We start from the raw sequence: 14161 nt of genomic DNA, 5'->3' as shown, positions 1-14161 counted from the left end.
TCCAGACATCTCGTCTCACATCCACTTCGACTGGTGAGCCGCCACGGGACCCGCAGGGCTCTTCGTGAGACGGAACGCTAGCTTTTTCTGGAACGTTCGACAAAGTAACGACACTCACAGTCGACCCCCTCCACAGGCGCGACTTCCCCTTGATTGCTCGACACAATCCGGCAAATGAGCTGATTTGGCCCTGCGGAACGCCTCGGATGCCGCTGTAACCGCAGGCACATTCTTTGGTGGTCGTTCCATAAAGTAGTTAGCGTTGGGCGAGTTGCCCGAATCCATATAAACCACTCTTAAGGAACCGTCATGTTCAAAGGTCGCACCGCCCCCGAGTCCCAGCGGTGGAAGGCCCTGTTGTTCATCTCCATCGCTCAACTGATGGTGGTGCTCGACGGGGCGGTCATGAACATCGCGCTCCCCTCGGCGCAACAGGCGCTGCACTTCACTGACGGGAGCAGGCAGTGGGTGGTGACCGCGTACGGTCTGGCCTTCGGCGGTCTGCTGCTTGTCGGTGGCCGGATCGGTGACATGGTCGGGCGCAAGCGCACCTTCCTGATCGCGCTGGCCGGCTTCGCGATCGCCTCGGCCATCGGCGGCCTGGCCGTCAACGCCGCGATGCTGCTGCTCGCCCGGGCACTCCAGGGTGTGTTCGCGGCCCTGCTCGCGCCGGCCGCGCTCTCGTTGCTCTCCCTGTCCTTCACCCAGCCGAGGGAACGCGCGAAGGCGTTCGGTGTGTTCAGCGCGGTCTCGATCGCCGGCGGCGCTGTGGGGCTGATCGTGGGAGGGCTGCTCACCCAGTACCTGAACTGGCGCTTCGCGATGTTCGTCCTCGTGCCGATCGCGGTCATCGGGATCCTGGGCGCCAGTCGCACAGTCCACGACGACGGCGAGCGGCACCGCGCGCGACTCGACCTGCCCGGCGTACTGCTGGCCAGCTCCGGACTCGTCGGCCTCGTCTACGGGTTCGGTGTCGCCGAGAGCCGCGGATGGTCGGCGGGGGTGACCATCGGGTCGTTCACCGCAGGGGTGCTGCTGCTGGCGACCTTCGTCGTGGTGCAGGCGCGGGTCACGTCCCCGCTGTTGCCACTGCGCGTCCTGACCGAACGCAACCGGGCCGCCGCGTACCTCTCGGTGGGCCTTGCGATCGTCAGCATGTTCGGGATGTTCCTCCTGCTCAGTTACTACTTCCAGCAGGTGAAGGGATGGTCGCCGGTGCTGGCCGGATTGGCTTTCATGCCGATGGCAGTGCCGCAGGCCATCGGTGCCACGCAGATCGGCGCCCGACTCGCGCACCGGATCGCACCCCGGCCGATCATGGTCGGCGGGTACCTCGTCACAGCGGTCGGTCTGGTGCTGCTGGCTTCGCTCGACGCGGACAGCGGCTTCCTGGAGATCGCGTTCGCCGAAGCGGTGATCGGGCTCGGCATCGGCACGGCGTTCATGCCCGCGATGAGCATTTCCACCCACGGCGTCGAGCCCAAGGACGCCGGTGTCGCCTCCGCGATGATCAGCTCGTCGCAGCAGGTCGGCGGGTCGATCGGCACCGCGCTGCTCAACACCATCGCGACCAGCTCGGCCGCCACCTACCTGGTCTCGCACGGTGGCCCGGCGGCGCAGGCCCAGGAGCGGAACGAGGCGCTGATGCACGGCTACTCGGTCGCGTACTGGGTTGCCGTCGGATTTGTGGTCGCGGCGGCACTGGTCTCGGTGGCCATGGTGAACGCCGGCGCCCCGAAGCACGTCCCGGCCCCGACGGACACCCTCGGAGACGTCACTCCGGTGCCCGTGCACTGATCGCTGTCGCGCCTGTCGATCCGGCGCGGTGACCGAGGACACGGTGCACCGATTCCGCCGAGAGGGTGGAATCAGAGGTGTGAGCAGAGAAGGCACCGGCGAGTGACGTCGTGAGGTCCACTCTTTCGACCCGCGATCCGGGTTCGTCCAGCGCTGGCACGACGCCCGCGGCGATCGAATCGATTCCGGCGACGCCCGCCCAGCGGCAGCGCTGGGCGGTGCAGGCGATGGCTGTCGCGCCTGACGACCAGGTGCTGGAGATCGGCTGCGGTCGGGGCGGTGCCGTCTCCCTGGTCGCCGGGCAACTCGCCACCGGTCGGATCGTCGCCATCGACCGCGCCGCAACGATGGTGCGGCTCGCGACCGAACGGAACCTGAGCCACATCGACGCCGGCAGAGCCGAGATCCGGCAAGCAGGGTTCGAGTCGGCCGACCTTCCGACCGGCCACTTCACCAAGATCTTCGCGGTGAACGTCAGCCTCTTCTGGTTGGGCGACGCGGCGCAGCAGATAGCTCGGATACGCAGCCTGCTGGCGCCGGGAGGACGGCTCTACGTCTTCGGCGAGCGACCCACCGAAGCGCACGCCACCGCGAACCTCACAGCGACCGAAACACTGCTCGAGACCCACCGTTTCGCCACGACCACATCGAGCGCCACCCGTGGTCGGGGCCAGGTGCTGACCTGTGTCACCGGCACGCCGATCCGGTGAGCATGGGCTGATCGCAGCGTTGACATGAGCCGGGCGGGCTCGGCGTGACGCCGAGCCCGCCCGTTCCGGGTCAGTCGAGCTTGATCAAACAGGGTCAGCGCTGCAGGGTCAGCAGACCCGGCCGGTACGGCAGCAGGCCGTAGTCGACGCCGTCGGAGCTGGGGGAACGCCCCTGGTAGAGCAGTTGCAGGTTGCAGGCGTCGACGGTCATCGTCTGGTCGGCGTTGGTGCGCAGCAGCTCACCGTGGCTGATGTCGTTGGTCCAGGTCGCGCCGCTGTTGACCTTGCCCGCGAACGGGTTGCTCTGGGACGCGGCCTGCGGGGTCCACGAACCGTTCAGGCTGGTCGCCGTGAACGAACGGAAGTAGCGGCCCGTCGAGCCGATCGCCTCGACGATCATGAGGTACTTGTTCAGACCCTGCAGCTTGTAGACCTGAACGGCCTCGAACAGGTTGTTCGTGGTGTCGCTCATGATGGTCGTGTAGCTGCTGCCGAAGTTGCCCGGGAAGTTCCCGATCGGCATGCTGGCCCGGTAGATCTTGCCGTTGTCTCCGGCGAAGAACAGGTACATGTTCGTACCGTCACCAATGAGAGCCTGGTCGATCGGACCGGTACCGGACCCGGTGATGCTTCCGGTGAACAGCGTCTGCGGCGACGACCATCCGTTCGGGTTGGTCGGGTCGGACGAGGTCCGGTAGGAGAACGCCGGTCCACCCCACTGGTAGGCGAGCACCCAGATGTTCTTCGGCGCGAAGTAGAACAGCGACGGCGCGACAGTGCCGGAGTTCATCGCGTTCTGGCTGGCCGAGCCCATCTGCGAGTAGTTCGAGAAGAGGCTGAAGTTCATCGAGCCCCAACTCGACCCGAAGTCGTGCGTGGTGGCGTAGACCAGTTGCTGGCCGTTGTAGGGGGCGACGGTGAAGTCCTTCAGCGACACCCAACCCGACCTCGGGTTCGCCAACACTCCACTGGAGGACCACCGGTACGTCGAGGGAAGGTCGCAGGTGCCGCCCGGCGGCGGAGTCGTCGTCGGCGGTGGCGTGGTCCCGTCGACGCGGACGAACTGCCACTGCTGGTTGGCACCGTTCCAGTCGTCGTACTGCACGATGTTTCCGCCGTCGGCGGTCGAGGCGCCCTGCACCTCCATCACCTTGTTGCTGTTCCGGTTGATCAACCGGACGTAGCCGCTGTCCGAGTCGGCGAGCCGGAACTGCTGGTTGGTGCCGTTGAGGTCACTCCACTGCACGATGCTGCCACCGTTGGCGGTCGAGCGGCCCGAGACGTCCAGCACCTTGCCGGACAGCCGCGACTTCACCCGGTAGTAGCCACCACCGGAGTCGACGAACTGCCACTGCTGCTGGTTGCCGTTGTTGCGGGCCCACTGGGTGATCCGGGCACCGTCATTCGTGGCCAGGTTGTAGACGTCCAGGGCCTTGCCGCTGTTGCGGTTGACCAACACGTACCACGCGTTCGTGTCGACCGACGCCGCAGCGGCGGGAGACGACACCACCGCTACGGCGGCGCCACCGACCATCAGCGCCGCCGCGCTGGCGGCGAGAAGGCGGGGCAACCACCAACGCCGCCGCGGCGGCGTTGCGATCGATGGAGACCTATCGAGGGCAGACATGATCCTCCTCCAGTGACCAAGAGCCGAACGGCCTGCCCGAGGGTGGGCGTACCGCGACGCGTGGCCGAGCGCGCAGGCGTCAGAGAGTTAGCGTTAACAAGACGCCGGCGAGCAGTAGCGCACGCCTGATTCGAGATCGACGAAGCAGGGCTTGCCCGGAAAGCCAAGGTGTCGTCGTCCTTAGGCATCGACTGTGAGCGATAACATGCCGTTCGTCAAGACGTAATGCGCTGGGAACATCTGCCGCTGCCGGGCTGCGGATCTTGGGGCAGGACGTCTTGCGCCGCGTTCCCGCAGGCATCGCCCCAGATCCCCCGCGCGGAGCACCGCCGAGCCCTTGAGGAGGCCCCGCGAGCGCGTTAACATCGACGACTGCCCATTGCCGACGGCTTGCTGATGGCGCCGGTGAACTCCCGAGTCAGACCGCGCCTCGGTCGACCAGGCTGAACGTGGTGATCAGCGGAGCGTCACCGAGAAACTCGACGAAGATCTCCTTCTTGGTCGGGCTCCACTGCACCGGGCCGTACTCCTCGTTGATGATGGAGTAGGAGGTGCGCCCCTTGTCGTCCCTGCCCTCACGGAAGATCGTGAACAGGGTTGCCTTGGTGGGCCGACAGTCGGCTCCCACCAGCGACTTGTACCCCTCGGAATCGAGCTTGACCCCGAGGCACGGTCGGTGGGCGATCTCGGGGTTCACCGACTTGATCATGTAATCGACACCGACCGGTTCGAGCACGAAGAGCGCATCCTTGCCGGTTCCGTTGCCGACCTCGACCTCGCCGTGGGACGGCAGCGACAGGTCACGGTCGATCTCCACCACGTGCAGCAGGAATCGCCGCTGACCGGCCAGCATGGCCTGGGTCGGGTCCGCGCTGGCCGACGGTGAGGCGGACGGCTTGCCCGACGCGGGCGTGGACGTCGTGGCCGCCGGCCCGCTCGTCGTCGGGCTACCGCTCGGCGTCGAGCCGGCCCGGTCCGGTCCGGACAGCCCATTCAACAGTTGCGGGCCGAACAGGAAAGCGGGCACCAGCACGGCGATCACCGCAGCAGTCGCCCCCAGCGCGGTGAGCCAGCCACGCCGGCGTGAACCCCCGCGACCGGCCGTGGCCAGACCCGACGGCGTCGGCAGCGCGCCCCGACCATCACCACCGGCGGCGGGCGACACACTCGGCGGCGTCGCGCCCGGAAGTTGAGCCGGCCCGCCGGCACCCACCGGAGACGCTGCGGTCAACAACCCGTCGAGCAACTCCCGGGCGGTGGGCCGGGCAGCGGGGTCCTTCTCCAACGCGCGGGAGACCAACTCCCGCAACGGCCCACCGAGCCCGGTCAGGTCCGGCGGCTGAGTGAGGATCCGCATCGCGGTGGCGGTAGGCGAGTCGCCCCCGAACGGGCTGCGGCCGGTCGCGGCGTAGGCGACCAGGGCGCCCCAGGCGAAGATGTCAGCGGCCGGGCCCGCCGGACGGCCGGAAGCCGTGTCGAACCGCTCCGGAGCCATGTACGAGACGGTCCCGACCATCTGGTTGGTCCGGGTGTGCTGGCTCGTCGCCTCGAACGCTCGGGCGATGCCGAAGTCGATGACCTTGATCCCACCCGGTGCGACCAGGACGTTCGCCGGCTTCAGGTCGCGATGGATCACCCCAGCCCCGTGGATGGCGGTGAGCGCGGTGGCCACCCCGACCGCGATGCTGTGCAGCCGCGCCGCCCCCAGTGGGCCCTGTGTTCGGACCACCTCGGCCAGACTGGGGCCCTCGACGTACTCCACCACCAGGTAGGGCGGGTCATGGTCCGGGTCGGCGTCCAGGACCTCGGCGGTGCAGAACGGTGGAACCTGGCGGGCGCGGTTCACCTCACTACGGAACCGGCCCCGGAACTCCTCGTCGTGCGAGAGGTCCGCACGGACGACCTTGACCGCCACCAGCCGTCCCTGCGGCGAACGGGCCAGGAAGACACTGCCCATGCCCCCGTCGCCGAGCCGGTCGAGCACCTCGTAGCCACCGAGGCGTGCCGGGTCACCGGGACGCAACCCGTCGCTCACGCCAGATGCCCGCAGACTCCGACCACCGCGCGAACCGTTCCGCCCATCACCCGTTCCCCTCAGGTCACTCCGACGCCGGCCGCAGCCTATCGTCCGCCCACCGAATCCCGTCGATGCCGTCCACCAGCCGGCCACGACCGGGAACTATCGCCTCGTCGCGGCTGAAGCCGCCCCTGTCCGTCTGGCCGGGCAGGGGCGGCTTCCGACGTTGCTGGGAGTGCCGGTGCCGGCATGGGTGTCCACCTGCGATCCGACCATCCGGCGCGACCGTACGAGCTATCGGCGGCTCCACTGCTGGTTGGTCTGGCCGGTGCAGGTCCAGAGGACGAGCTTCGTGCCGTTGCCCGTACCCACGTTGTACGGGTCCAGGCAGAGGCCGGACTGCACCCCGGTGATGGTGCCGTTGGCGTTGACGTTCCACTGCTGGTTCGTTCCGCCGTGGCAGTCGTAGATGGTGACCAGGGTGCCCGGCGAGGTGCCATAGCCGGCGGCGTCGAGGCACTTGTTGCCGTACACGGTCAACGTCTTGTTGCTCGTGTAGGTCCACTGCTGGTTGGTGCGGCCGTGACAGTCCCACACCTGCACCTGGGTGCCGTTGGTGGTGGAGGAGCCGGGGACGTCGACGCAGCGACCGGACAGGGCACCCACGATCGCGGTGGTCTGCCCGGTGCCGCTGCCCGGGTTGCCGATGCTGCCGGGCACCGACTGCAGCGCGCTGTACCAGCGGGCAGCCATCTTGTCGTACCCGCCGGACGTGGGGTGGACGCCGTCGATCAGGTCGGCGGTGGTGAGTGCGCTGTGCATGTCGACCAGGCGTACGCGCTTGCCGGCGTTCACCTTGCTCTGCACGATGCCGGGGATCGCCGCGTTGAACGTGCGTGCGGCCGCCTCCTGGTTGCTGTTGGAGAGCGGGATGATCTGCGCGACGAACACTTCCGCTGTGGGAGCCGTGGTGGTGATCCGGTCGATCAGGGTGGAGAGCCGGTTCGGCGCGGTGCTCACGTTGTAGTTCTGCAGGATGTCGTTGGTGCCGATGTGCAGCAGAACGGTCTGCGGCCGCTGGGTGTTCAGCCAACCGACGATGTTCGCGTCGATCTGGTCGATGCGCCACCCGGGATGTCCCTGGTGGTCGTGGTCACCCAGGCTGGCAGGCCCGTTGAACTGCGACCCGACGAAGTCCACCGTGTATCGACCGTTGACGAGCCGCTGCCAGAGCCCGATACGGTACCCGCCCGGCACCTGGGTGCCCTCGGTGATGGAGTCACCGAGAGGCATCACCCGCACCCCGCCGTTGGATTCCGCGTTTGCCGGGCCGGTCGAGATCAGCACCCCGGCGAGGACAACACCGAGTGCGGCAGTCGCCGCGAGCCATCTTGCCCTCGTTCGCATAGGTTTCTCCCCTGCAGTGGTAGTGCTGACCGAGGAGTCAGGCCGCCGCGACCGCCGCGACATCGGCATGACGATGCCGTCGCAGCACTGGGACGGATTGTTAACGCTAACAGCGATTCCTGTAAATTCTTGTCGCTGATCTGGCCCACGTCAAGCGCCAGCAACCCGGGTGTCCTGCCGGCGCGACGGCCGCCGGAAAGGCGGAAGGGCATGGTGGTGCTGCTGGGGTGCCCGTGACACGTACGCCGACATGAGCGAAGTCGCGGTAGGTCAGACCAGTCCGCCGAAGCGATCGACGCGAACGGATCCACAATCGTCCGCGCGGCCAACGCCATTCCGTTCCGGATCCTGGAGGTCGGAGCCGGCGGCGACCTGACGCTGCGAGACGCCACCATCAAGGGCGGCCAAGCCGAGGGTGGGGTCGGCGCCGGCGGCGGTGGCATCCGGATCGACGTCGGCGGCAGGGCTGTCATCGAGAACACCCACGTGGTCTACAACCACACCAACGGCCCGGGTGGCGGTATCGCCACCTCGGCGTCACGAAGATCCTCGGCGGGAAGGAGCACGGCAAGGACTGGGACGGCAAGGACAAGGACAAGAAGAACAGCGGCAGCAACAACAGCGCCCTGTTCGACGGTGGAGGCATCTTCAACAACGGCAACCTCACCGTGCAGAACACCCGGCTGAGCTACAACAACACGATCGGGGTCGTCAACATCCTGCCCATCGGTGGCGCTGGTGGCGGGTTGTCGAACAGCAGCGTCGCCGTTCTCGAGAACGTCCACCTGGACAACAACAACACCGCAGGCTTCCGTGGCGGCGACATCCGCGGTGGAATCAACTCCACCACCGAGGCCAGGAACGTCGAAGTCAACGACAACCGGGCCGGCAGCGAGGGCGGCGGAATCTTCTCCGACGGCGTCTTCCACCTCCGACACGGCAAGGTCCACCACAACGAGGCCGGCCAACGGGGTGGCGGCGTCTACAACCAGATCGGCCAGTTCGTTGTCGAGGACAGCTGGATCAGCGAGAACGTCGCCAGCACGAACAGCACGATCGAACACGGCGGCGGCGTCTACAACGGCAGCGGCACCGTGGTACTGCGCCGCACCCACGTCGACCGGAACCGGGCCATCGGCTCGAATTCCCAGGGCGGCGGAATCTACAACAACAGCACGCTCACCCTCACCGAAAGCAAGGTCACCGACAACATCTCCATCCTGGCACCCGGCGGGATCTTCAACGACGGCGGCCAGGTCACCGTGGACCAGAAGACGGTGATCAGCGGCAACCTGCCCACGAACTGCACACCCAGCTCACCGCCGGTGCCCAACTGCTTCGGCTGATCATCCGATCGGTACGACACACGGGTAGCTGGCACAGAGGTATCGGAGCAACATCCGGTCCCGCACAGGTTCGGTCACGAAGACCGAACCTGCGGCGTGACCGGATGCCGTCCGCGGAACGACCGCAGGGACTCGAACCGTCACTTCTCTGCCGGGCGACGATCCTCCGGGTGGCGGCTCAGGTATCGATGATGTTGTTGTTCGCGTCGATGCCGTGGCTGCGCCAGTAGACGTCCCACTCGTCGTCGACGTGCTGCGGGACCTTGCCCTCCGGGTAGCGGACGTACGGCGGGGTCGGCTCCTGCCCATCCGGGAAGCAGGCGCTGCCGCCCTGCCCGCCCACCGCGATCGCCGGATACTCACCGCCAGCGCAGATGTCCTCCCGGAACGAACAACCGGTGGTGACCATCAGCCCACCCAGGCCGACCCCGGCCAGGGCGATCATGATTCGCGTTCGCATGGAGGGAATTCTGGTCGCCGCGACCGCGCCTGCCATCCGTACGCGTACTCATCTCGAGCCGGGCGTCACGATTCCTCGCCCAGGGTCGACCAGGCCGATGGGGCGAGCAGAACAGCACAACAGCGTCCGATACGTAACCCCATACAAAACAGGGAACATAGCCGATTGGCTATATTCCCTGTTCAGGTGGTGCGCCCGAAGGGACTCGAACCCCCAACCTTCTGATCCGTAGTCGGAAGGAGAGGGTGCTCGCGACCTGCAGTTATGCAGGTTTGTCCAGATTCGGTATGTAGCAGTGTCGACGGAACGTGACGCTTGAGCGCGTTTCCTGCCCGCAGCGCGCGCCCATAGGCGCGCGGCCTGATGTGGATGTTTCGATCTGCGGAGGCAACGTCTGCACTGCCGCTGGTCGAGCATTGGTGGGGGCCACGACTCGCTCTGCCGTCTCGCGCAGACACTTGCCGCACGAACACGTAGGTCATCTCTGGGCTGCCGTCTCCACCAGGATGCCCCGCACGCAGCCGCACTGTTATTCGCGGATCAATCCCGTGGTCCCGGTCGGTCGCCCGCTTCTTGATCTGCTGGCGAGCTACCTGCCGCTCGGCGCGCCTGACTCATCAGGTCTCGGATCACTGCCGACGGGTTGAGGCCGCGGCGCTGGGCCTCCTCGAAAAGCCATATGAGCTCGCCCTCGCTCAGCTCCACCACGTACGTGTTCCTCACCGGGCGGGGCTCGTACTCCACCTTTACCTCGCCCTGGTCGATCAAGTCGGTCAGCCGCGCGTTCAAGGCCCACTGCTCTTCAGGACTCAGTCTCATGGTCCCCTCCGGGAATCGTCCGGCCCGCTCCCGTCTCATTCTTCAGCTGCCTGCCGCTAACTACCAGGACAAACTCGCTGCCGCCCGTCAGCGTGGCTGGCGGAGCACACTGGCCACTGCGCTCGCGGACCCGGTTCTACCGGGCGTTCTACGCGCTGGTGGGAGCCGCTGCCCCCGATGGTGCGCCGGGTGGCGCCGAGCCAAGGTCCTGGAAGCGACGTGCACGGTGCAGCGTCGTGGCGACCGCGTCCGTATGCCGACGCTCCCGGGTCTGCGGGAACCCTCGGAGCGCTCACCGAGGCTGCAGCATGAAGACTGCGCTTGGCGCGAACTCGGATGGCGCCGCTAGTCCTCCTCGATCCAGTCCGCGGGTATCAACGCCTCGCCGTCAGCGCGCCATCGATACCTGACCGCGTCGCTGAACCATTGCTCCTCAAGATCGGCATGCTCCATGACGATGACTTGGAGGTCTACTTCGGGACGCGCGATGGTCTCCATGACCACTTGATAGGTGCGGACGAGCGCCTCCCGATCGTCATCGGGCAGCACGTGCGAACCGTCGCCGGCGTAGTCGGAGGGAAACCAGACTTGCGACGGCTGGTCCATGATCAGGATCCTGGGTACCGGCCGGTCCTCCGTCGCGAACCACTCGTGCAACGCCAGGAAGGTCGCAACGTGGTACCCGACATAGTTCTCGCCGCTGCCCATCTCATGCAGTGGGACCGCGCCGTTGCGGGTGTCGGCGACGACCGTCAGACGCCTCAAGTCCAGGCGGATGGGCCACGCCGAGTGCTCGATTTCAAGGCGTTGAGCCTTCTCCCACAGGCTCTGACTTATGCGCGCCAGGAAGGATGTGAGCAGGTCGGGGTTCCCGTTCTCCTCCAGCCTTGCCTCGATCTCGGCGATCTCGGCCTCGATCTCAGCCGTGCGGTCCTGGATCGGCGGTTGTTGGCCACGTCGGTCGAGCATCTCAAGGTAGAAACCGATCCGCCCCTGAACCAACGCAGTACGGGCCTCGGCGTCGCGAAGCCTCGCGATGGCCTGGACACCGGCCGCCAGCTCATCAATCTCAGCCTTATTGGCTCGCAGTAGCTGCGTGACCTCTTGAATCTCTTCGGCCAGCAGCGCCGCCATCTGGTCGATTTTGGGGGTGTCCGTTCGTATGGCGACGATCTCCCCGTCAAGTCGCACCAGCTCACGGTGCATGTCAACCCACGTACTCTCGGCGCCGGGGGCGTCGTTGCCGCACACCGGACAGGCACGCGGAGGTCCGTCCTCGTTTCCGAAGAACCCGAGCGACGCGAGGCGTGCGCGCTGCTCGCCGGCCTCGGCCGCGAAATCGCTGTTCTCGTTGGCTGCGCGGCGAAGCCGGGTTAGTTGGATGTTCAAGCCAGCTAGCCGGTCTCGCAGCTGCGCGCGCTGCTGATTGAGTGCCGTGATCTGGTCACCTTGGGCCTCCGGCTGCCCGACGGACCGGACGTCGACGAGTGACAGTGACCGCAGGAGCCCGAAGGCTTCACCCTCATTGAGGCCCTGGGGCGGCAGCTCATCGAGCAGTCCAACTGCCGCTGCCTCCGCAAGGAGCGCACGGGCCTGGCCCGTGGCGCCGAGTGCTGCGGCGCGTTCATCGAGCGTCCGCCGCAGCGCGACGAGCTCCCGCTTGAGGGTACGTAGCCTGATCGTGAGTGTGGCGTACTCGGTATCCACCGCCCCCAGAAAGTAAGGGATGACCGCCCGAATTGCGTTGGGGCGGTGCTCATCCCCTTGGGTATGGAACAGCACATCCTGGTTAGCAATCTCGTTCTGTTCCTGCATGACAAAGAACAGCGCGTGACGAATGCTAGGAGACAGCGGACCCGTGGTGCCGGGCATCGGCAGACGCAGTGAGCGGTCGATGCCACACAAATCTCCGATGATCTGCTTGGCCGTGTCGACGTTCGTGTTGAACTCGAGTTCGTCGAATGCTGGTATCGATTCTGGATCGGAGACGACGCTGACGTACATGCGATCGGCGGTTTTGTGTAGGCGCTCCGGCGCTGGCCGGGCGATGTACATCGTCCGATCACCACTCACGATCATGAGACCGAACCCTCTGGAGTTGTCCCTCGTCACCCCCGCCTTGACCGGATACCCACCGCTACCGAGGCAGTAGTCGATGATCGTCAGGATCGCGCTCTTACCCCTGCGTGAGGAACCGGTGATGATGTTGAGCTGTCCGAGCTCAAAGGTCACCTTGCGGACGCGTTCGCCGCGGCCGTACACGACGACATGCCTGATCTGGAAGCTCAAGGACGGACTCCAAGAAGTGTGAAGATCGTCGGAAGGTCGCCGGCCCTGGAAAGCCACCGGCCAAGGAACAAGCTGGCCCTCTGGATCTGGGCAACTTCCGGGGTGTCACCGGTGATCCTCTTGGGGACTCGCTGGGTCGATCGGACGAGGTGTTGTTCCTCCAACACCAGCAAGCCGGCCCGCAAGCTAAGCAGGAGCCCTTCCCTCACGAGCGGGCCGAGGAACGGCGCGGCCTGTCGAAGGTGAACCCGGGCTGCCGATTCACGCTCGATCCAGTTGACCGTCGTCGAGGAGATGCTTTTCGGCAGCACGGCTCGCACGGGGGCGGTGAGGGCCATGACGGGAGCCAAGATGGCGAGGAGGACGTGACAGCCTGGGCCGTTCTCTTGCTCATGCCCCTGCACGGCGCGGGCGACCAGGAGTCCGGCGAACGCAGGATTGTGGAGGTTTCGCTCTTCCCGACTCAGAAGGTCAAGCGCCGGCATTCACACCACCGACAGGCTCCAGGATGGCCAGAAGACGCACCTCGAAGTCCGGGTGCCATCCCACACGCTGGTCGTCCGCGAGGATGTGGAAAGACCCCTTGCAGATAAAGGGGTCATGGCACTCGGGTCGGATGTTCCTCCGGAACTCGGTCTCCACCCAACCGTAGATCCGTCTCGCCGCCGCGATTTTCGTTTCTTCCGCCGCTTCCTCACCAAGCTCGTCCTGCATGACGGCGAAGTGCGTCTCCCACTCCTCGCGCAGCCGCCGCTCGTAGGTTCCGATCTCGCCGGGAAGAAGCAGATTTTCACGCGACCAGCGTGAGCGTTGGGTGGACGCGCGCAGGTAGTCACGCACCGCGAGTTCGATCCGGCGGTTGCCTATTCCGATCAAGTCGAGCTGTCGGATGAACGCGCGTTCGCCGTACTCCTCTCGGGTCGCCGTCATTTCGGCGATGTCCTCGTCGATCGGGAGGTTGTAGGGCCGGAACTGGTCGCGCAGCTCGCTGAACTTTTCATCGATCTCGCTACCCGGGATCGGCAGCGCAGCCTCGACCCGCATGGTCTCGATGCACCGCTGAATGAACCAGCCTTCGAGGCGGTTGAGTAGCGATTCGGCCGCCTGCTTGCCGACAGCGAAGTGGCAGACCTGAAGGAGGTCTCGGTAGACGTCCTCAATGGTGGGACCATCGCCGAGGACGGTGATGGCCGCAAGCATCGCCTCTCGTTGACCGTCCTTCAGTCCACGGTAGGCCTCGATGCTCTTTCTCTTGGCATCCGACGCCGATCTTGCGGCCGCCGCTTCAAGCAGTTCACGTGCCCTCTTGACATCCCGGCCCGGACCTGACTGTAGGTAATGGGCCACCGATTCGACGGGCACATCCGAGGTTGTCAGCAGCAGGAGTCGGGTACGGGCGGGGTCCAGCGATCCGTCCCTGATCGCCTCGCTCCAAATCCGTAGCGTCTTCCACAGATCGGTGCTGCCGTCCGTGAGCCGGGTGCCGCTGGCTCGATGCTTCAGTTGCCAACGTCTGCTTCCGCTGGCGGCGACGATTTCCACGTCGTCTACCACCTCAACCGACACACTCCAGCTCGCGTCAGCCCCGAACTCATTGAGCCCGGCCAGGAGGGCATATCGCAGCTGGTAAAGATAGCCGATAGCCGAGGCTGAAGCATCGAACACGCTACTTGAACCACTCACACGAGC

Annotated in this window: 12 protein-coding genes; 3 read left to right on the top strand and 9 right to left on the bottom strand. The window is 66.0% G+C overall.

Annotated elements, in window-relative coordinates:
• Positions 1–309 precede the first annotated feature (309 nt).
• Both ABZ794_RS10975 and ABZ794_RS10970 read left to right on the top strand, forming a co-directional pair.
• Complete coding sequence (locus tag ABZ794_RS10975; RefSeq protein ID WP_357515271.1) at positions 310–1797, top strand: MFS transporter; 1488 nt, start codon at positions 310–312, stop codon at positions 1795–1797.
• A gap of 227 nt (positions 1798–2024) precedes the next feature.
• Positions 2025–2507, top strand: a complete 483-nt coding sequence (locus tag ABZ794_RS10970; RefSeq protein WP_238687989.1) for a class I SAM-dependent methyltransferase — start codon at positions 2025–2027, stop codon at positions 2505–2507.
• A 94-nt stretch (positions 2508–2601) separates the two neighbouring features.
• Here ABZ794_RS10970 and ABZ794_RS10965 read toward each other — a convergent pair whose 3' ends face one another.
• The 4 genes from ABZ794_RS10965 to ABZ794_RS10950 form a co-directional block, all read right to left on the bottom strand.
• The gene (locus tag ABZ794_RS10965; protein WP_210782614.1) at positions 2602–4134 is read right to left on the bottom strand and encodes a non-reducing end alpha-L-arabinofuranosidase family hydrolase; all 1533 of its coding nucleotides are present in this window, start codon (positions 4132–4134) and stop codon (positions 2602–2604) included.
• A gap of 418 nt (positions 4135–4552) precedes the next feature.
• A complete protein-coding gene (locus ABZ794_RS10960; RefSeq protein WP_357515269.1) occupies positions 4553–6169 on the bottom strand; it encodes a protein kinase in 1617 nt (538 codons plus the stop codon).
• Between the two features lie 276 nt (positions 6170–6445).
• Positions 6446–7558 carry a ricin-type beta-trefoil lectin domain protein gene (locus tag ABZ794_RS10955; RefSeq protein WP_210782618.1) on the bottom strand — a complete coding sequence of 371 codons (1113 nt, stop codon included), beginning with the start codon at positions 7556–7558 and terminating at the stop codon, positions 6446–6448.
• Between the two features lie 270 nt (positions 7559–7828).
• A complete protein-coding gene (locus ABZ794_RS10950; protein WP_238687986.1) occupies positions 7829–8044 on the bottom strand; it encodes a hypothetical protein in 216 nt (71 codons plus the stop codon).
• A 182-nt stretch (positions 8045–8226) separates the two neighbouring features.
• On the opposite strand from ABZ794_RS10950, the gene ABZ794_RS10945 reads away from it, so the two are divergent.
• Complete coding sequence (locus ABZ794_RS10945; protein ID WP_238687985.1) at positions 8227–8904, top strand: hypothetical protein; 678 nt, start codon at positions 8227–8229, stop codon at positions 8902–8904.
• 178 nt (positions 8905–9082) lie between these two features.
• Here ABZ794_RS10945 and ABZ794_RS10940 read toward each other — a convergent pair whose 3' ends face one another.
• The 5 genes from ABZ794_RS10940 to ABZ794_RS10920 all read right to left on the bottom strand — a co-directional run bounded on the left by ABZ794_RS10940 (position 9083) and on the right by ABZ794_RS10920 (position 14137).
• The gene (locus ABZ794_RS10940; RefSeq protein ID WP_238687984.1) at positions 9083–9364 is read right to left on the bottom strand and encodes a hypothetical protein; all 282 of its coding nucleotides are present in this window, start codon (positions 9362–9364) and stop codon (positions 9083–9085) included.
• Positions 9365–9904: 540 nt separating this feature from the next.
• Positions 9905–10183, bottom strand: a complete 279-nt coding sequence (locus ABZ794_RS10935) for a hypothetical protein (protein WP_238687983.1) — start codon at positions 10181–10183, stop codon at positions 9905–9907.
• Positions 10184–10528: 345 nt separating this feature from the next.
• Positions 10529–12472, bottom strand: a complete 1944-nt coding sequence (locus ABZ794_RS10930; RefSeq protein WP_238687982.1) for a DUF3732 domain-containing protein — start codon at positions 12470–12472, stop codon at positions 10529–10531.
• A complete protein-coding gene (locus ABZ794_RS10925; protein WP_238687981.1) occupies positions 12469–12957 on the bottom strand; it encodes a three component ABC system middle component in 489 nt (162 codons plus the stop codon). Before ABZ794_RS10925 ends, ABZ794_RS10930 begins: the two co-directional genes overlap by 4 nt.
• Positions 12944–14137, bottom strand: coding sequence for an ABC-three component system protein (locus ABZ794_RS10920; RefSeq protein ID WP_357515263.1), 1194 nt, complete (start codon positions 14135–14137; stop codon positions 12944–12946). The genes ABZ794_RS10925 and ABZ794_RS10920 overlap by 14 nt, the downstream gene beginning before the upstream one ends.
• Positions 14138–14161 lie beyond the last annotated feature (24 nt).

This window comes from Micromonospora sp. NPDC047187, from assembly GCF_040643355.1.
Lineage (GTDB): Bacteria > Actinomycetota > Actinomycetes > Mycobacteriales > Micromonosporaceae > Micromonospora > Micromonospora salmantinae.
This window is presented reverse-complemented; position numbering and strand designations above follow the sequence as displayed.

Bases quoted from the DNA above. Each gene is read 5' to 3' on its own strand.
- ABZ794_RS10975 (WP_357515271.1), top strand. From the start codon at position 310: ATGTTCAAAGGTCGCACCGCCCCCGAGTCCCAGCGGTGGAAGGCCCTG.
- ABZ794_RS10970 (WP_238687989.1), top strand. From the start codon at position 2,025: ATGGCTGTCGCGCCTGACGACCAGGTGCTGGAGATCGGCTGCGGTCGG.
- ABZ794_RS10965 (WP_210782614.1), bottom strand. From the start codon at position 4,134: ATGTCTGCCCTCGATAGGTCTCCATCGATCGCAACGCCGCCGCGGCGG.
- ABZ794_RS10955 (WP_210782618.1), bottom strand. From the start codon at position 7,558: ATGCGAACGAGGGCAAGATGGCTCGCGGCGACTGCCGCACTCGGTGTT.
- ABZ794_RS10940 (WP_238687984.1), bottom strand. From the start codon at position 9,364: ATGCGAACGCGAATCATGATCGCCCTGGCCGGGGTCGGCCTGGGTGGG.
- ABZ794_RS10935 (WP_238687983.1), bottom strand. From the start codon at position 10,183: ATGAGACTGAGTCCTGAAGAGCAGTGGGCCTTGAACGCGCGGCTGACC.
- ABZ794_RS10925 (WP_238687981.1), bottom strand. From the start codon at position 12,957: ATGCCGGCGCTTGACCTTCTGAGTCGGGAAGAGCGAAACCTCCACAAT.